Genomic DNA, 16,653 nt, shown 5'->3' on the forward strand with positions numbered 1-16,653 from the left:
GGTGGAGGGAGCACGAGGCCACCGCCGACCCCTGGGAGCGCCCCCGATGAGCACAGCCGCCCGCACCGTCCACCCGCGCCGCACGCGGTCCGCCGCCCTGCTCGACGACGTCGAGACCGACCTCGTCGCGCTGCGCGCCGCGACCGGCTCGGCCTCCGCGTTCGGGAGCGACGACCCGCGCCCTCGCGACGCTCGCGCGTGGGTGCGGGAGATCGCGAACCTCACCGAGCCGGACGCGATCGTGTGGTGCGACGGCTCCGCGGAGGAGAAGCAGCGACTCACCGACCTCCTCGTCGACAGCGGGACGCTCCTTCCCCTCGACCCCGAGCTGCGCCCGGGCAGCTACCTCGCGCGGTCCGACCCGAGCGACGTCGCGCGCGTCGAGTCGCGCACGTTCATCTGCTCGCGCGCCGAGGTCGACGCCGGCCCGACGAACAACTGGCGCGAGCCCGAGGCGATGCGCGCCGAGCTCCGCAGCGTGTTCGAGGGCTCCATGCGCGGCCGCACGATGTACGTCGTGCCGTTCTCGATGGGACCGGTCGGCGGCCCCATCTCCCAGGTGGGCATCGAGGTCACGGACTCGCCGTACGTCGTCGTGAGCATGGGGATCATGACGCGCGTCGGCCAGGAGGTCATGGACCTGATCGACGCCGGCGCCCCGTTCGTCCCGGCTGTCCACTCGGTGGGCGCGCCCCTGGTGGACGACACAGGCGCGGTCTCCGAGGACGTCCCGTGGCCGTGCAACGACACCAAGTACGTCGTCCACTTCCCCGAGACGCGCGAGATCTGGTCGTACGGCTCCGGGTACGGCGGCAACGCCCTGCTCGGCAAGAAGTGCTTCGCGCTGCGCATCGCGTCCGCCATGGCGCGCGACGAGGGCTGGCTCGCCGAGCACATGCTGCTCATCCGCGCGACGTCGCCCGAGGGCCGGGCCTACCACCTCGCCGCGGCCTTCCCGTCCGCGTGCGGCAAGACCAACCTCGCGATGCTGCGCCCCACGATCCCGGGCTGGTCGGTCGAGACCATCGGTGACGACATCGCGTGGCTGCGCCGCGGCCCCGACGGTCGCCTGCGCGCCATCAACCCCGAGGCGGGCTTCTTCGGCGTCGCACCGGGGACCGGCGTCGACACCAACCCCGCCGCCGTCGAGACGTTCGCGCGCGACACGATCTTCACGAACGTCGCGCTCACCGACGACGGCGACGTGTGGTGGGAGGGCCTGACGCCCGAGCCGCCCGCGCACCTCGTCGACTGGACCGGCCAGGACTGGACGCCCGACTCCGGTCGCCCCGCCGCGCACCCCAACTCGCGGTTCACGGTCTCCGCCGCGCAGTGCCCCACGATCGCCGACTCGTGGGAGGACCCCGACGGCGTCCCGATCGACGCGATCGTCTTCGGCGGCCGCCGCGCGACCAACGTGCCGCTCGTCACGCAGGCGTACGGCTGGGAGCACGGCGTGTTCATGGGCGCGACGATCTCCTCCGAGCAGACCGCCGCCGCCGAGGGCACCGTGGGTGCCCTGCGCCGCGACCCCTTCGCGATGCTGCCGTTCTGCGGCTACAACATGGCCGACCACTGGGCGCACTGGCTGCGCGTCGGGGCGTCGCTCGACCCCGACAAGCGCCCGAAGATCTTCCAGGTCAACTGGTTCCGCAAGGACGCCGACGGCCGCTTCCTGTGGCCCGGCTTCGGCGAGAACTCGCGCGTCATCGCCTGGATCGCGGCGCAGGTGGACCGCTCGCGCGGCGTGCGCACCGACTGCGGTGCCGTCAAGAGCCCCGTCGGCCTGCTCCCCGCCCCCGGTGCGCTCGAGCTCGGTGGCCTCCACATGGACGACGGCGACCTCGACGCGCTGTTCGACGTCTCGCCCGAGCAGTGGCTCGCCGAGGCCGAGCTGACCGCCGAGTTCTTCGACACGTTCGGCAACCGCGTGCCCGACGAGCTCTGGGCGCAGCTCGCACGCCTGCGCGACCGCCTCGGCGCGTAACCCCGGCCCACCGGACGTCGCCCGGACGATGCGTTCCGGCTCGAGCACTGCGCTCCCCCACGCAGCACTCGAGCCGGAGCGCATCGTCCGGCAGGACGGGCTGGCGTCAGTACGACGTGCCCATGAGGTCGCGCACCTCGGCGAGGGTGCGGTCCGCGATCGCATCGGCCCGCGCGTTGCCCTCCCGGAGCACGTCGAGCGGGTCGGGGCCGTCGCCGGCGGCGAGTGCCCGCCGCCGCGCGCGCAGCGGCCGCAGGTGCTCGACGAGCGCCTCGGTCACCACGTGCTTGAGCCGGCCCGCGCCCGCCGCGCCGACCTCGTCCGCGAGCGCCTCCGGTGTCGTCCCGGCCGCGAACGCGCCGAGCGTGAGGAGGTTCGCGACCTCCGGCCGGCGCTCGGGCTCGTAGGTGACGTGCCGTTGGGAGTCGGTGCGGTGGCGGCGGACGAAGCGCGCGGTCGCGTCCTCGTCGTCGCGCAGCTCGAGCGCGTTGCCCGCGGACTTGCTCATCTTGCGTCCGTCCGTGCCGAGGACGGTCGGCGCGGGCGCGAGCAGCACGTCGGGCTCGGGGAAGTACGGCTGCGCGGCGGCGTAGCGCTGGTTGAAGCGGCGCGCGATCGTGCGCGTGAGCTCGACGTGCGGGAGCTGGTCCTGCCCGCCGGGCACGAGGTTGCCGTGGCAGAACAGGATGTCCGCCGCCTGGTGCACGGGGTAGGTGAACAGCAGGCCGCTCATGGGCCGACCCTGCCGGGCCGCGGCGGCGACCGCCTCGGCCTTCACCGTCGGGTTGCGCTCGATCTCGGCCGTCGTGACGAGGCTGAGGAACGGCAGCAGGAGCTGGTTGAGCGCGGGCACCGCGGAGTGCGTGAAGATCGCCGTGCGCGCGGGGTCGATCCCCGCCGCGAGGTAGTCGAGGACGACCTCCCGCACGGTCGCGGGCAGGTCGCCGGCGTCGTCGCGGTCGGTGATGACCTGGTAGTCGGCGACGACGAGCACGACCTCGACGCCGTCGTCCTGCAGCCGCACGCGGTTGGCGAGCGTGCCGAGGTAGTGGCCGAGGTGCAGCGCGCCGGTGGGGCGGTCGCCGGTGAGGACGCGGAACCCTGACGGGTCGGTCGCGAGGCGGGCCTCGATCTGCGCGGACCGCTCGCGGGCGGTCGCGACGGACGCCGTCGAGGCCGGCAGGGCGGGCGACGGCGTGGCCGACGCCGCGGCGGCGGCGACGGGGAGGGTCGCCTCGGTCGGGGCGAGGGTGGTGGTCATGGGGCTCTCCTTCGGTGGGGAGCCACGCACCACGCCCGGTCGAGGACCTGACCGGCCCGGACATGACGACGTCCCGGCTGCGGCGCGCAGCTCGGGACGTGGGCAGGACTGGTCACGGCTGCGGGGGCAGCCACCACCAGCTCTGCGTGATCATGCGCCCACCCTACGCCTCGGCGGGCGGCGGCCCGTCCGCCGACGGTGAACGCCGGACGGCCTCGTCCGCATCCGGCGTTGACCCGACATGGGACCTCTCGACGACTACTCGCGGACCGTCTCGGGCGTCGCGGCCCGCGTCATGCCGGCCGTCGCGGCGCTACGGCTGCGGCACGGGGCGCGCGAGGCAGGCGGCTCGGCCGTGGTGATGACACCCGACGGGCTGCTGCTCACGAACGCTCACGTGGTCGGTCCCGCGGCGGGCGGCACCGCCGCGTTCTCGGACGGCACCACGCGTGCCTTCGACGTCGTCGGCACGGACTCGCTCTCGGACCTGGCGGTCGTGCGCGCCCGGGGAGAGACACCGGACCCGGTGTCGCTGGGCGACGCGGACGAGCTGGTGGTCGGGCAGCTCGTCGTGGCGATCGGGAGCCCGCTCGGCCTCTCGGGGACGGTGACCGCCGGCGTCGTGAGCGCGCTGGGGCGCTCGCTGCCGACGCGGGACGGGACGGCGGCGCGGATCGTCGAGGACGTGATCCAGACCGACGCCGCGCTCAACCCGGGCAGCTCGGGCGGCGCGCTCGCGACCGCCGACGCGCGCGTCGTCGGCATCAGCACGGCGGTCGCGGGCGTCGGGCTCGGGCTGGCGGTCCCCATGAACGCGACGAGCCGGCGCATCGTCGACGCGCTCGTGCGGGACGGGCGGGTGCGGCGCGCGTACCTGGGGGTCGCGAGCCAGCCGGTCGCCGTCGCGCCCGACCTCGCCGCGCGCACGGGCCACGACCGGGCGCTCCGCGTGGTCCACGTCGTCCCCGGGAGCCCCGCCGACACGGCCGGGCTGCGCGTCGGCGACCTGATGATCCGAGCGGGCGGCACCGACACGGTCGAGGCACAGTCTCTCCAGCGCCTCATGCTCGACGAGGCGATCGGGCGTCGCCTCGAGATCACGGTGCTGCGGGGCGAGGCGATGGTGGACGTGGTCACGGAACCGGTCGAGCTCGGGCGGTCGTGAGCCCTCGGCGTCCGCACCGAACGCGCGCGTCGGGGAGGATGGTCCGGTGCCCCCAATCGCCGTGGAGAACGTCACCGGACCCGTCGCGCACCACGGGGAGGGACCTGTCTGGTCGCCGTCGTGGGGCGGGCTGCGCTGGCTCGACATGCTCGCGGGCGACCTGCTCACGCTCCGTGCCGACGGCACGGTCGAGCGCCTCCACGTGGGCGACCACGCGGCCGTGGTGCGCCCGCGGACGCGCGGCGGGTTCGTCGTCGGGCTCGCACGCGGGCTCGCGGTCGCGGACTCGGACGACTCCCCCGTGCGACCCCTCCCGGCGCTCTTCGACGACCCGACGACCCGCCTCAACGAGGGTGCGGCCGGTCCCGACGGCGCCTTCTACGCGGGCGGCATGGCCGACGGCGCGCGCCCGGGCGCGAGCGCGCTGTTCCGCGTCGAGGCGGACGGGACGTCGCGCGTCGTCGTCGAGGACGTGACGTGCGCGAACGGGCTCGCCTTCTCCCCCGACGGGTCGCGCGCCTACTGGACGGACTCGCTCACGCACCGCGTCGACGTCCTCGACGTCGTGCGCGCGGAGGAGGACCCGTTAGGGCTCGTGCGGCGGCGCCCGTTCGTCACGGTCGACCCGTCCGACGGCCTGCCCGACGGGATCGCCGTCGACGCCGAGGGGGGCGTCTGGGTCGCGCTCTGGGGCGGCGCCGCCGTCCGCCGCTACTCCCCCGACGGCACGCTCGACGCCGTCGTCCCGCTCCCGGTGTCGCAGGTCAGCGCGTGCACGTTCGGCGGCGACGGGCTCGACGAGCTGTACGTCACGACGTCGCGCCAGGGCTTCGGGACGCCCGACCCGGACGAGGCCGCGTCGGGGTCGCTGTTCGTCGCGCGACCCGGGGTGCGCGGCCTGCCCACGCTCCCCTTCGCCGGCTGAGCGGGAGGGGGCCGGGCGCGGGCAGGCGGCCGTCGAGGCTCAGCGCACGGCGTCGCGCACGCGCTGCTCCGCGCGGCCCAGGCCGTCGATCTCCAGCGCGACGACGTCGCCGTCGCGCAGGTACGGGAAGCGGCCCGAGAGCGCGACGCCCTGGGGCGTGCCGGTGTTGATGAGGTCGCCGGGCTCGAGGACCATGTACTGCGACAGGTGGTGCACGAGGTACGCGACGTCGAAGATCATGTCGGCCGTCGTCGAGTCCTGGCGAGGCTCGCCGTTGACCCAGGACCGGAGCCCGAGGTTCTGGGCCTCCACCTCGTCGGCGGGGACGAGCCACGGGCCGAGCGGGTTGAACGTCTCGCAGCTCTTGCCCTTGGACCACTGACCGCCGGAGACCTTCATCTGGTAGTCGCGCTCGGAGACGTCGTGCGACAGGACGTAGCCCGCGACGTGGTCCAGCGCCTCCTCGGGCGACGACAGGTAGCGCGCCCGGCGTCCGATCACGACGCCGAGCTCGACCTCCCAGTCGACGGTCGTCGCGCCGGGCGGCACGAGGACGTCGTCGTACGGGCCGACGACGGTGTTCGAGTGCTTCCAGAAGACGATCGGGACCTCAGGCGGCGTCGAGCCGGACTCGGCGGCGTGCTCGGCGTAGTTCATCCCGACGCACACCACGGCCGTGGGCCGCGCGACCGGTGCGCCGACGCGCAGGTCGTCCGCGCCGTCGAGCACGGGCAGCGCACCCGCGGCGAGCGCCGCGCGGACCCGGCCGAGGCCGTCGGCCGCGAGGAACGCGCCGTCGATCTCGGCGGTGAGCGGTTCGAGCGAGTAGACGACCCCGTCCTCGCGGACGGCGGGACGCTCCTGGCCGAGGGGGCCGAGTCGGACGAGCTGCACGGGTGGGTCTCCTAGGTCTCTGGGGCGGGCGGGCCGACCGCGGCGTGCTGCGGACGCCGCGGCGAGAGCAGTGTGTGCGTTCTCAGGCGAGGGCGCGCGCGTGGTCCGGGTTCACGATCGACGCCACGGGGCGGCCCGCAAGGAAGTCGACGGCGTTGCGCGCGGTGTGCACGGGGAGGTCCTGCATCGCCTCGGGCGAGAACCACGCCGCGTGCGGGGTGAGCAGCACGTTGTCGAGCGTGCGCAGGCGCGAGTCCGCGGGCAGCGGCTCGGTCGCGTAGACGTCGAGCGCGGCGGAGCCGACGTGGCCGGACGCGAGCGCGTCGGCGAGCGCGTCCTCGTCGATCAGCGGCCCGCGGCACGTGTTGACCACGCGCACGCCGGGCTTCGCGGCCGCGAGGGTGCGGGCGTCGAGCAGGTGGCGGGTCGTGTCGGTGAGCGGCGCGTGGAGCGTGATGACGTCGGCGCGCGCGACGGCCTCGTCGAGCCCGACGATCTCGTGGCCGTCGGCGGCGACGGCCTGCGCGTCGACGAACGGGTCGTGCACGAGCACGTGGTAGCCGAGCGCCCGGGCGGAGCGCGCGACCTCGGAGCCGATGCGCCCGTACCCGATCACCGCGACGACGGTGCTCGACAGGCGCGCCGCGTGCTGCGCCGTCGGGGCCCACGTGCCGGCGCGCAGCGCGCGGTCGTAGGCGACGAGGCCGCGGTCGAGCGTGAGGATCATCGCGACCGTGTGGCTCGCGACCTCCTCGATGCAGTAGGTCGGGGTGTTCGCGACGGCGACGCCGCGCTCGGTGGCGGCGGCGACGTCGACCATGTCGTAGCCGATGCCCATGCGGGAGACCATGCGCACCCCGCCCGGCCCGGCGACGGCGTCGAGCACCCGCGCGGTGATCGGGGCCCACTGGACGACGAGCGCGGAGGGCGCGGGCCCGTCCGCGGCGGCCTGCTCGACGGCGGCGATCACCTCGTCCTCGGTGCGCGCCGCGGCGCGCACGGCCCGCAGGCCCGCGGCGGTCAGGGTGTCCTCGCACGCGGTCCCGGGCAGGTCGCAGTCGGTGATGACGACGGTGTCGGCTGTCATGCGATGAATGCTATAGCAAATAGCACCCCCGACCAACCCTCGGGCCGGTCGGATGCTATAGCGTGGGCTCATGACCCTTGCCCCGGGCGGCGCGCGCCGCCGACTCGCCCTCGTCACCGGCGCCAGCTCCGGCATCGGCGCCGCCACCGCCCTCCAGCTCGCGCGCGACGGGCACGACGTCTGGCTCACGTACACCGGCGGCGAGGCCGGCGCGCGCGCCACCGCGGCCCGGTGCGAGGACGAGGGTGCCGCGACGCGCGCCTCGCGCCTCGACCTGCGCGACACCGCCTCCGTCGAGGCGCTCGTCGCCGAGGTGACCGACGCGTGGGGACGCCTCGACGTGCTCGTCAACAACGGCGGCGTGTGCCCCTACCGCGCGCTCGACGACATCGAGCTCGACGAGTGGGACCTGGTGATGGAGACCAACGCGCGCGGCACGTTCGTGCTGTCGCGCGCCGCGCTCCCGCTGCTGCGGGCGGGTCGTCCGTCGCCCACCGGCGCCACGGTCACGCCCGACGAGCGGGTCGCCCGCGACCGCGCGATCGTCAACCTCTCGTCCATCGCGGGCGAGCAGGGCGCGCTCAAGACCGGCGTCCACTACGCCGCGAGCAAGGCCGCGATCCTCGCCATCACGCGCTCGTTCGCGCGCATCCTCGCGAGCGAGGGCATCCGCGTGAACGCCGTGACGCCGGGCCCCGTGACGAGCGCGATCACCGACCAGCTCGCCCCCGACGCCCGCGCCGGGCTCACCGCGTCCATCCCCCTCGGGGACTTCGGCACGCCCGACGACGTCGCGTGGGTCGTCGCGTCGCTCGCCTCCCCGCGCGCCGGGTTCGTCACGGGCGCGACGTACGACGTCAACGGCGGCGTCCGGATCGACTGACGCTCCGGGCGCGCCGCGGCACGCGGCACCCGCTCCCCGGCTCGGCCACCGCGCGAGGCCGAGCGTTCCCCGTCCCCCCCTGCCGAGGAGGCAGTCCCGTGACCACCACTCCGTCCGCCGTCGTCACCGCCCAGGTCGACGCCTTCAACGTCCGCGACCTCGACGCGTTCTGCGCGACCTACGCGCCCGACGCCGTCGTCAGCGGCGTGACGCCCGAGCCCATCGTCGGTAGCGACGCCCTGCGCGCGTTCTACGCGAGCCGGTTCGAGGACGCCGCGCTGCACTGCGTGATCGACGCGTCCGTGACGTTCGGCGACCGCTGGCTCGTCGCGCGCGAGCTCGTCACGACGTCGAACGGCACCGGCGAGACCATCGCGACGTTCGAGGTCCGCGACGGCCTCATCACCCGCGCGAGCATGGTCAAGGGCTGACGCCGCGCTGGCAGACTCCTGGGCATGACCAGGTCGCGACCGACACGCGCCGAGATCAGGGCGCGACACCGCCCGGACGGCGCCGGGGTGTACGGCGTCTCCGTGCTCGACGCCGGGGCCGACTCCTGGACCGGCCTGTACCTGTGTCGCGCGGCGGACGCTGACCACGCGCGACGTCGCATCCGCGAGGCCGGGTTCCACAAGAAGCACATCCAGGGCCGCTGGACGCCGACGGATCCGCCGCCCAGGGTCCCCGGCGAGCTCGCCGACGACGACGAGCGGTGGTTCCGCTGCCGATACGACGACGACGGGTGGGGCCCGTGGGAGCCTCTCCCGCGGGACTACCGACACCCGTCACCAGCACGCGGCGCCGTCGACCCGCCCGTCCGATGACGAGCGATCACGACGCTCGCGTGCCTCGCCGCCGTCCCGCTCGGGTCGCGCGTCGCGCGTCACTCCGCGACGGGTCGCAAAAGTAAAACGATCGTTGTACGTTGGAGCGATGAGCACGACGCGGGCGAGCATCGTCCTGAGCTCCGAGCGGGCCTTCGACCGGCACGGCTTCGCCGCGACGGGGATGGACCGGCTCACGCAGGAGGCAGGCGTCTCCTCCCGGACGCTGTACAAGCACCTGGGCAGCAAGGACGGCCTCGTCGCGGCGGTCCTGAGCGCTCGAGCCGAGAGGTTCTTCGCGGCGTTCGACGTCCGAGGCGTGGACGCGCTGTTCTCGACCCTCGCGGCGTGGACCGCCTCAGAGGGCGCCCGTGGCTGCCTGTTCCTGCGCGCGCTGGCCGAGACCGGCGGGGACGTCCCCGGCGTCGTCACGGCCGTCGCGGACTACCGCGACCGGCTCGTCGCCCTCGTCCGGCGGGCCGTCGTCGACGACCTCGGCCACGAGGACGAGCCGCTCGCCGAGCAGGTCCTCGTGCTCTTCGAAGGCGCCGTCTCGGCCGCGTCCTACCGCGGTGCCGGGGCGGTCGTCGCGGCCCACGCCGCCGCGACGACGCTCGTGCGCCTCGCCGGCTGAGCGGCGTGGCGACGGGCGCACCGCCCGCACCCCCGAGAGAGAGGTGGATGCACCCATGACCTCACGACTCCTGACCGTCTTCGCCCACCCGGTCGCCGACTCCTACCCGGCGGCCGTCATGGAGGCGTTCCACGAGCCGTTCCGTGCCGCCGGGCACGACGTCGACGTCCTCGACCTGCACCAGGAGGGGTTCGACCCTCGCTTCACGCCGGAGGACCACGCCCATTTCTGGGGCGGGCCGGTGCCACCGGAGATCGCCGACATGCACGCACGGGTCGAGGCGGCGGACCGGCTCGCGTTCGTCTTCCCCGTGTACTGGTGGGGGATGCCCGCCCTCATGAAGGGCTGGATCGAGCGCGTCTTCACGGGCGGCTGGGCCTACCAGTACGGGAGCGGGGTCCAGGACCGCGGTCGGGAGCCGCTGAGCTCGCTCCTGCGCAGCGTCCCGACCGCCGTGCTCGGCGTGGGCGGGTCCACCCGGCGGACCTACGAGAAGTACGGGTACGACGACGCCATGCGCACCCAGATCGACGTGGGCACGTTCGCCTACTGCGGCCTGGACGACGTGGAGAGCCACCTCGTCTACGACGTCGAGGGCGACCACAACGCGCCGAACCGCGACGCGGGGCTCCGCCGCGCACGCGAGATCGGTGTCTCCTTCGCCGCACCAGACCGGACCCCGCGCCGCGCGAAGGACGAGCACCTCCGCCGCCGCGGCGTCCTGGCCGCAGGTCAGGTGAGGCCGTACCGCGCGTCGAGGTCGGGGTCGTGGGGCGGGTTGCCGAACGACGCGGTCCAGGCACCGTCGGCGGCGATCGACTGGCCGGACACGTAGCCCGCCTCGTCGGACAGCAGGAACGCGACGAGCGCGGCGACCTCCGCGGACTCGGCGATGCGCCCGAGCGGCGGTCCCTCCGCGAGCGCGCGCTCCTCGGCGGCGGGGTCGGCGGCGCGGGCGATCTGCGCGTCGAGGTGCGGGGTGCGCACCCCGCCCGGCGCGACGGTGTTGGCACGGATCCCGTACCGCCCGTAGGTCACGGCGACGGACCGTGCGAGCGCGTCGATGCCGCCCTTGGTCAGCTCGTAGGCGGCGTGGTCGGCGAACGCCGCGCGGCCGTGGATCGAGCCGATGTTGACGATCGACCCGCCGCTCACCTGGTCCGTGAACGCCTCGACCGCGGCGGCGCAGCCCCACAGGTAGCCGAGGCCGTTGATCTCGACGACGTCGCGCGCGTCCTGCTCGACCTGCGCCGCACGCTCCGGGTCGGCGAGCGCGTGCAGCGGCGTGCGGACGGTGATGCCCGCGTTGTTGACCCACCCCGCCAGCGGGGCGAGCTCGCGCGCGGCGCGCGCGGCCTCGCGGTGGGTCTCGCGGTCGCGCGAGTCACCCAGGACGACGGCGGCGCACACGCCCTCCTCGACCGTCCCCGAACCGGGGGTGCGCTCCAGCCCGACGACGGTCCACCCGTCGGCGGTGAGGCGCGCGGCTACCGCGCGGCCGATGCCCTTGCCGCTGCCGGTGACGACGACGCTGCGGCGCCTCGTCACGTGCCTGCTCACGGGGCCTGCCGCGGGTCCGGTCACGAGGGTGCCTCCAGGTCGAAACGGTCGGGGTCGAGCGTGAAGCCCAGGCCAGGCGCGTCCGGCGGGGTCGCGTGACCGCCGTCGAACACCGGACCGCCGCGCACGAGCAGCGGTGCGGGGTCGTACGGGTTGCCCGCGGGCGAGCGGTCGAACGTCTCGACGCCGATGCCCACCGCCCCGCCCAGGTGCACGCTGACCTCGGGATACACGTGACTGGAGACCACCATGCCGCGCGCGGCCCACGCGCGCACGAGCGGGTCGGCGACCGTGATGCCGCCGATCGCGACGACGTCGACGCGCGGCACGTCGAGCGCGCCCAGCATCGCGAGGCGCGCGAACACCTCGGGGTCGGTCACCTCGTCGCCGACCGAGAGCGGAAGCCCAGACGCGTCGCGCACGCGCGCGGCGCCGACCGCGTCCTCGGGGAGCAGCGGGTCCTCGAGCCACGCGAGCGCGGGCCCGCCCTCCCCCGACTGCCCCGCCGCGCCCGTGACGCCCCACGCGTCGAGGTCCGCGAGCGCCTCGTCCGCGTCGCGCCAGCCGAAGCCCACGTCGACGACGACGCCGCTGCGCCCCGCGACGGTCGGCCGGCCCGTGACGTCGGGGAGCTCGGCGCGCAGGATCGCGAGCAGGTCGCGCATCAGCGCGCGGTCGGGCGAGCGCGAGATCTTCAGCAGCGGCCACCCGACGCGCGCGTGCGCGAGCACCTCGTCCGCCACGTCGCGCGCGGTGCGGCCCGGCGTCGGGTACGCGGCGACGAGGATCGCTGGCCGCGGCGCCGGGACCGTTCCGGGCGACGCCTCCCGGTCCTCCGCCGCCCCCGGGCGCACGGCCCCGGAGACGTCCGCCCCGTCGTCGAGCAGGGACCACACCGGACGCCCGGCGAGCCGGCCCGCGAGGTCCCACAGCGCGACGTCGACCAGGCCGATCGCGCGCCGCACGAGGCCGACGCGGCCGACGATCGCGGACCCGCGCAGGGCCGCGTCCCACGCGGCGCCGACGCTCTCGCGCGCGGTGACACCGTCGGACGCCACGACCTCGCGGCCCACGACGTGCGGAGCGACGAGGCGGTCCACGAGCTCGGCCATGGGCGCCTCGCGCGTGAGCGCGTACGACTCGCCCGCGACCGTCCGGCCGTCGTCGGTCTCGGCGACGACCCGCACGCCGACGTACTCGCGGCGCTCGACGGTCATCGCGCCCAGGCGCAGCGGCTGCGGCAGCGGGACGACCGTCGTCGCGGTGCGGACGGCGACGACGCGCGCGGACGTGGCGGCCACGCTCACTCCGGCTTCTTGGCGAGCGGGACGCCGTAGTCGACGAGGAACCCGCCGTCGACGTAGACGGTCTGGCCGACCATGTACGCGGCCTGGTCGGACACGAGCCAGCTCACCGCGTTGCCGATCTCCTCCGGCTGCGCGAGCCGGCGCGCGGGGATGCGCGCGAGGATCGTCTCCTCCGAGAGCGTGCCCTGCGCTACGCCCTGGCGGAACACGCCGGTGTCGATGTAGCCCGGCGCGACGGCGTTCACCCGCACGCCGCGCGCGGCCCATTCGGCGCCCGCGGTCGCGGTGAGCCCGATGACGGCGGCCTTGGTCGTGGAGTACGGCGCGCGCCCCGCGGACCCGCGGGCCGAGACGGACGAGATGTTGACGACGGCTCCCCGCCCCGCGGCGAGCATGTGGCGTCCCGCGGCCTGGAGGCACGCGAAGACGCCGTGCAGGTTGACGTCCACGACGGCCGACCACTCGTCCCACGTGAGGTCCTCGAGCGCGCGGTGGCGCTGGATGCCCGCGTTGTTGACGAGCGCGTCGATCCCGCCGAACGCGTCCGCGAGGTCGTCGAACGCGACGCGCACGGCGGCGTGGTCGGTCACGTCGAGCGGGGCCCACACGAGCCCGGGACCGTCGGGCACGGCGTGGAGGTCGAGCGCGGGCAGGTCGTGCTGCACGACGTCCGCGCACACGACGCGGAACCCGTCGGCCGCGAGGCGCTCGGCGACGGCGCGGCCGATGCCGGCCGCTCCCCCGGTGACGACGGCGAGCGGGACGCGCGGGGCGTCGGGGGCGGGGCTGGTCACTGGTCCTCCTCGGGGACGGGACGGGTCGATGTCGCGGGTGCGGTGTGCGGTGGCGCGACCGCGCCGGGGGGCCAGGCCGCGATGCCGGCGAGCACGTCGTCGACGACGCTGCACGCGTGCCGCTCCAGGCGCTCGAGCGAGCCCGGCGCGAGCGGCGACTGCCATGCCTGGTAGGCGCCGACGTCGTACGCCTCGCGCGTGGGCAGGTAGACGAAGCCGGGGCCGTTGGTGAGGTTGGCGACGACGACGGGCCGCGCCCCGGCGTGGGCGCGCACCGTGCGCTGAAGCCGCGAGTACGCCTCGCCGGGGTGCGCGACGAGCAGCGCCTCGCCCACGCGCCACACCCACGTGGGGTGCGGCACGGTCGGTCCGGTGACGTAGCCGTCGCGCAGGTTGCGGGCGCGGCGCAGGCGCTCCTCGCGCGAGCGGGGGTCGATGCCTGCCCACTCGGCCTCGAGCTCGTCCCACGTCGGGAGGTCGCGCAGGTCGAGCGTGACGGGCTCCCCGACGGCGACGAGCGTGCGGGCGTCCGGTCGGGCGTCAGTACCGGTGCCGCTGCCGGGGAGCGCGGCCGACGGCGCGGGCTCCCAGACCGCGAGCGGCGCGCCGGACTCGACGACGTGGGTCAGCTCGAGCTCCGTGCCCGGCGGCGGGAGCTCCGCGAGCGCGGCGAGCACCGCGTGGCCGAGGGACGTGCCGTGCCGGTCCGCGACCGCGGTGTCGCCCGTGTACTGCTCGCGGGGGGCGAGCTCTCCCGACGCGCCCTGGAGGAACGCGACGGGGGCGCCGGTCTCGCGCTCGACCAGGTCGCGCATCGCGCCCACGTAGTCGGGCGAGACGAGCCGGTTCTCCCACGCGAGCGTCGTCGGGTGGCACGCGTAGTTGACGATGGTCGCGAGGGTGACGGGTACGCCGCCGGGCGCGGCGCCGTCGGGCCACGTCTCCCCGGCGTCGTGCGCCGGGCGCGCCGTGAGGCGCCCGACGACGACCGTGTCGTCCGCGAGGTCGGCGCCGGGCGAGCGCGGCGTGCCGGCGTCGGGGTTGTAGCCGACGAGCGGGCGGGGCGGCGAGCCTTCCGTCGCCCCGGCCGCCCCCGCGGTGCAGCCGTCGAGCAGCGCCTCGCGGTTGGACGCGAGGCCGCAGCGGCCGGTGGTCCACTCGAGGGTCGCGGGCCGCAGCGCAGCGACCGCCTCGGCCGCGGCGTCGGCTGCGGCGCGCGCGAGGTCGCGCAGGTACTCGACGCCGCGGGCGCCGCCCGGGAGGTCGGCGTCGCCCGAGCACAGGACCGGCCCGGCATGGGTGTGGGAGAGCGAGACGAGCAGGCGCTCGACGGGCAGGCCGGTCGCCTCGAGGACGGTCGTGCGCAGCGTCGCCTCGTCGTCGACCCGGCGCCACCACGTGCCGTCGACCGTCACGAGCACGAGCGGGTCGGCGGCCTCGTCAGCGGAGGTGCGCTCCTCCGCGAGCGCGACCGCCGTCAGCGTCATGGCGCGGTGCGCGCCCTCGGAGACGTCCCAGTCGGCCGGGCCCCAGTTGCGCGCCCGGATGCCCGGGTCGGGCGTCACGTCGCGGACGGCGACGCCCGCCAGGCCGACGAACGCGGGGACGGGGGCCCGCGTGTGCAGGGCGACCATCGCACCTCCTCTGGGCTCGGGAGTGCCGATGCTATAGCATGTTGCTCGGTCGATACGTCCGACCAGGGACGGCGCCGTGGCCGCTATCCTTCGGGGCGTCCGACCGACGACGATCCGAGCCCGCCGCCCCCCACGACACCACGGAGAAGCCATGGCGCTCAAGAGCGTGCCGGACCAGAACGTCGCCGACCGGGTGACGGTCGAGCTGCGCGAGGCGATCTTCAGCGGCGACCTCGCGCCGGGCGAGCGGCTCGTCGAGCGCAAGCTCGCCGAGCGCCTCGGCACGAGCCACATCCCCGTGCGCGAGGCCCTCACGCGCCTCACCCAGGAGGGCCTCGTCGAGAGGCTTCCCCACCGCGGCGCGCGCGTCGCCGCGCTGACGCGCCGCGACCTCGACGAGATCTCGAGCCTGCGCACCCTGCTGGAGCAGTTCGCCGTCGTGCGCGTCCAGGACGCGTGGGACCCCGCCAAGGAGGCGAGGCTGCGCAAGACCGTGCAGCAGATGGTCCAGGCGGCGGAAAAGGGCAGCAACGCGCGCGTCTTCGAGCTCGACCGGCGCTTCCACGAGCAGCTCTGGGAGATGGCCGACCACCGCATGCTCATGACGCTCAACGCCCAGCTGCGCAGCCGCATCACCGGGTTCCTGCGCGCCGCGAACGCCGCGCTCGAGCCCGAGGCGCGCGTCGCGCACGCCCGCACCCACGAGCTCATCGTCGACGCGATCGCGGGCGGCGACCCCGCCGCGGCGCAGCGCGTCATGGCCGAGCACATCGGCGAGGCCGCGGCCCGCCTCGCGAGCCACACCGAGGACGAGGCGGAGCCCGCCGTCGGGGCCTGACCGTTCGCCTCGCACGTCCAGGCCTGCCAATGCTCTGGCCGGGACGAGCCCGACCCGCATACGGTCGCGCGATGGACATCGTGCGTGCCGCCGAGACGTTCGCCACCTGGACACAGACGCATCCGCAGGACTTCGGCGAGTGGGAGACGGACTACGAGGAGTGGCCCGCGACGTACGCCTGCGCCCGGGACCTCGTCGGCGAACGCCCTTTCACGCGATGGAGCGACGTAGAGAAGGCCTCCTTCCTCTACCTCCTCGCGCGCGACAACGAGGTCGAGGACCTGGCAGACCTGCTCTCCGAGCACCCGGCGACGCTGGCCGGCGTCGCCGAGCACGTCTGCGCCGCGCCGGAGTCGGCGGAGCCCGACGCACGGTGGCAGATCGCGGCCTATCTCCCCGCCGTCGGGGCTGACGCGATCCCGCTGCTCCTGACGCTCTTGACCGACGACGACGAGTACGTCCGGAGGCGCGCGCTGCTCTCCCTCGGCGCGCTCGGCGTACCGGCTGCGGAGGGGTGTGCCGTCGCTGCCTGGGAGTCCGGCCTCGAGTACCAGCGGATCGCCGCGCTGCACGTCCTGCACCAGATCGAATCACTCGAGTCGCCTCAGCTCGAGCGGTCGACGAAGCCTGCCCCAGCCACCGGGTGAATTCGACAGCTCCCAGGAGTCTCAGCCACAACCATCCCTCCGAGGAATCCTGCATCAGATGCACGAAACCTGCGGTGAACTGCAGCAACGCGGCAAGAGCCGGGCGATCCTCGCGACGGCCACGACAGGGCGTCGAGCCCCTGACATGCACAGACGCGGAATTCTCCGCGAGGTACGAGTTCTTGCATCTGATACAATCCGCACCGCTCAACC

17 protein-coding genes are annotated in these 16,653 nt (G+C 75.0%); 10 read left to right on the top strand and 7 right to left on the bottom strand.

The annotated features are described in order from the left end of the window. Window positions 1-46: 46 nt before the first annotated feature. Window positions 47-1,987 carry a phosphoenolpyruvate carboxykinase (GTP) gene (locus ACFVN3_RS03275; RefSeq protein WP_378230528.1) on the top strand — a complete coding sequence of 647 codons (1,941 nt, stop codon included), beginning with the start codon at window positions 47-49 and terminating at the stop codon, window positions 1,985-1,987. A gap of 106 nt (window positions 1,988-2,093) precedes the next feature. Here the strand turns inward: ACFVN3_RS03275 and trpS are convergent, their stop codons facing one another. After that, window positions 2,094-3,248, bottom strand: a complete 1,155-nt coding sequence (gene trpS / locus ACFVN3_RS03280; protein WP_378230530.1) for a tryptophan--tRNA ligase — start codon at window positions 3,246-3,248, stop codon at window positions 2,094-2,096. A 241-nt stretch (window positions 3,249-3,489) separates the two neighbouring features. Between trpS and ACFVN3_RS03285 the strand changes: the two genes are divergently transcribed. Beyond that, window positions 3,490-4,413: a S1C family serine protease gene (locus tag ACFVN3_RS03285; protein WP_378230532.1), complete on the top strand. Its 924-nt coding sequence runs from the start codon at window positions 3,490-3,492 to the stop codon at window positions 4,411-4,413. A 46-nt stretch (window positions 4,414-4,459) separates the two neighbouring features. Then, entirely contained in the window at window positions 4,460-5,338 is an 879-nt protein-coding gene (locus ACFVN3_RS03290; RefSeq protein WP_378230534.1) for an SMP-30/gluconolactonase/LRE family protein, read from the top strand. A 39-nt stretch (window positions 5,339-5,377) separates the two neighbouring features. Here the strand turns inward: ACFVN3_RS03290 and ACFVN3_RS03295 are convergent, their stop codons facing one another. Both ACFVN3_RS03295 and ACFVN3_RS03300 read right to left on the bottom strand, forming a co-directional pair. Then, window positions 5,378-6,232 carry a fumarylacetoacetate hydrolase family protein gene (locus ACFVN3_RS03295; protein WP_378230536.1) on the bottom strand — a complete coding sequence of 285 codons (855 nt, stop codon included), beginning with the start codon at window positions 6,230-6,232 and terminating at the stop codon, window positions 5,378-5,380. Window positions 6,233-6,314: 82 nt separating this feature from the next. Further along, window positions 6,315-7,319, bottom strand: coding sequence for a C-terminal binding protein (locus ACFVN3_RS03300; RefSeq protein WP_378230538.1), 1,005 nt, complete (start codon window positions 7,317-7,319; stop codon window positions 6,315-6,317). 70 nt (window positions 7,320-7,389) lie between these two features. Between ACFVN3_RS03300 and ACFVN3_RS03305 the strand changes: the two genes are divergently transcribed. From ACFVN3_RS03305 to ACFVN3_RS03325, 5 genes are all read left to right on the top strand, one after another. Next, window positions 7,390-8,202 (top strand): SDR family NAD(P)-dependent oxidoreductase, encoded by an 813-nt coding sequence (locus tag ACFVN3_RS03305; protein WP_378230540.1) that lies wholly within the window; start codon window positions 7,390-7,392, stop codon window positions 8,200-8,202. Between the two features lie 98 nt (window positions 8,203-8,300). Beyond that, complete coding sequence (locus ACFVN3_RS03310) at window positions 8,301-8,633, top strand: nuclear transport factor 2 family protein (RefSeq protein WP_378230542.1); 333 nt, start codon at window positions 8,301-8,303, stop codon at window positions 8,631-8,633. 24 nt (window positions 8,634-8,657) lie between these two features. Then, entirely contained in the window at window positions 8,658-9,026 is a 369-nt protein-coding gene (locus tag ACFVN3_RS03315; RefSeq protein WP_378230544.1) for a hypothetical protein, read from the top strand. A 109-nt stretch (window positions 9,027-9,135) separates the two neighbouring features. Continuing rightward, window positions 9,136-9,660 carry a TetR/AcrR family transcriptional regulator gene (locus ACFVN3_RS03320; protein WP_378230546.1) on the top strand — a complete coding sequence of 175 codons (525 nt, stop codon included), beginning with the start codon at window positions 9,136-9,138 and terminating at the stop codon, window positions 9,658-9,660. Window positions 9,661-9,715: 55 nt separating this feature from the next. After that, window positions 9,716-10,495: an NAD(P)H-dependent oxidoreductase gene (locus ACFVN3_RS03325; protein WP_378230548.1), complete on the top strand. Its 780-nt coding sequence runs from the start codon at window positions 9,716-9,718 to the stop codon at window positions 10,493-10,495. On the opposite strand, the gene ACFVN3_RS03330 is transcribed toward ACFVN3_RS03325, so the two are convergent. From ACFVN3_RS03330 to ACFVN3_RS03345, 4 genes are read right to left on the bottom strand one after another with little or no spacing between them, the layout of a single operon-like run. Next, on the bottom strand, window positions 10,393-11,208 hold the full coding sequence (locus tag ACFVN3_RS03330; protein ID WP_378230550.1) for an SDR family NAD(P)-dependent oxidoreductase: 816 nt from the start codon (window positions 11,206-11,208) through the stop codon (window positions 10,393-10,395). The genes ACFVN3_RS03325 and ACFVN3_RS03330 overlap by 103 nt on opposite strands. A 32-nt stretch (window positions 11,209-11,240) precedes the next feature. Next, on the bottom strand, window positions 11,241-12,527 hold the full coding sequence (locus ACFVN3_RS03335; RefSeq protein ID WP_378230552.1) for an enolase C-terminal domain-like protein: 1,287 nt from the start codon (window positions 12,525-12,527) through the stop codon (window positions 11,241-11,243). Further along, window positions 12,524-13,321, bottom strand: a complete 798-nt coding sequence (locus ACFVN3_RS03340; protein WP_378230555.1) for an SDR family NAD(P)-dependent oxidoreductase — start codon at window positions 13,319-13,321, stop codon at window positions 12,524-12,526. The genes ACFVN3_RS03335 and ACFVN3_RS03340 overlap by 4 nt, the downstream gene beginning before the upstream one ends. After that, window positions 13,318-14,955, bottom strand: coding sequence for a hypothetical protein (locus ACFVN3_RS03345; protein ID WP_378230557.1), 1,638 nt, complete (start codon window positions 14,953-14,955; stop codon window positions 13,318-13,320). Before ACFVN3_RS03345 ends, ACFVN3_RS03340 begins: the two co-directional genes overlap by 4 nt. A 151-nt stretch (window positions 14,956-15,106) precedes the next feature. Here ACFVN3_RS03345 and ACFVN3_RS03350 point away from each other — a divergent pair, with 151 nt between their 5' ends. Then, window positions 15,107-15,793 carry a GntR family transcriptional regulator gene (locus ACFVN3_RS03350; protein WP_378230559.1) on the top strand — a complete coding sequence of 229 codons (687 nt, stop codon included), beginning with the start codon at window positions 15,107-15,109 and terminating at the stop codon, window positions 15,791-15,793. 71 nt (window positions 15,794-15,864) lie between these two features. Next, a complete protein-coding gene (locus ACFVN3_RS03355; protein WP_378230561.1) occupies window positions 15,865-16,440 on the top strand; it encodes a HEAT repeat domain-containing protein in 576 nt (191 codons plus the stop codon). Window positions 16,441-16,653: the final 213 nt, after the last annotated feature.

It is taken from the genome of Cellulosimicrobium sp. NPDC057862, from assembly GCF_042797035.1.
In the GTDB taxonomy this organism is placed as follows: domain Bacteria; phylum Actinomycetota; class Actinomycetes; order Actinomycetales; family Cellulomonadaceae; genus Cellulosimicrobium.

Bases quoted from the DNA above. Each gene is read 5' to 3' on its own strand.
- trpS (WP_378230530.1), bottom strand. From the start codon at position 3,248: ATGACCACCACCCTCGCCCCGACCGAGGCGACCCTCCCCGTCGCCGCC.
- ACFVN3_RS03320 (WP_378230546.1), top strand. From the start codon at position 9,136: ATGAGCACGACGCGGGCGAGCATCGTCCTGAGCTCCGAGCGGGCCTTC.
- ACFVN3_RS03275 (WP_378230528.1), top strand. From the start codon at position 47: ATGAGCACAGCCGCCCGCACCGTCCACCCGCGCCGCACGCGGTCCGCC.
- ACFVN3_RS03305 (WP_378230540.1), top strand. From the start codon at position 7,390: ATGACCCTTGCCCCGGGCGGCGCGCGCCGCCGACTCGCCCTCGTCACC.
- ACFVN3_RS03350 (WP_378230559.1), top strand. From the start codon at position 15,107: ATGGCGCTCAAGAGCGTGCCGGACCAGAACGTCGCCGACCGGGTGACG.
- ACFVN3_RS03315 (WP_378230544.1), top strand. From the start codon at position 8,658: ATGACCAGGTCGCGACCGACACGCGCCGAGATCAGGGCGCGACACCGC.
- ACFVN3_RS03345 (WP_378230557.1), bottom strand. From the start codon at position 14,955: ATGGTCGCCCTGCACACGCGGGCCCCCGTCCCCGCGTTCGTCGGCCTG.
- ACFVN3_RS03285 (WP_378230532.1), top strand. From the start codon at position 3,490: ATGGGACCTCTCGACGACTACTCGCGGACCGTCTCGGGCGTCGCGGCC.
- ACFVN3_RS03300 (WP_378230538.1), bottom strand. From the start codon at position 7,319: ATGACAGCCGACACCGTCGTCATCACCGACTGCGACCTGCCCGGGACC.
- ACFVN3_RS03325 (WP_378230548.1), top strand. From the start codon at position 9,716: ATGACCTCACGACTCCTGACCGTCTTCGCCCACCCGGTCGCCGACTCC.
- ACFVN3_RS03355 (WP_378230561.1), top strand. From the start codon at position 15,865: ATGGACATCGTGCGTGCCGCCGAGACGTTCGCCACCTGGACACAGACG.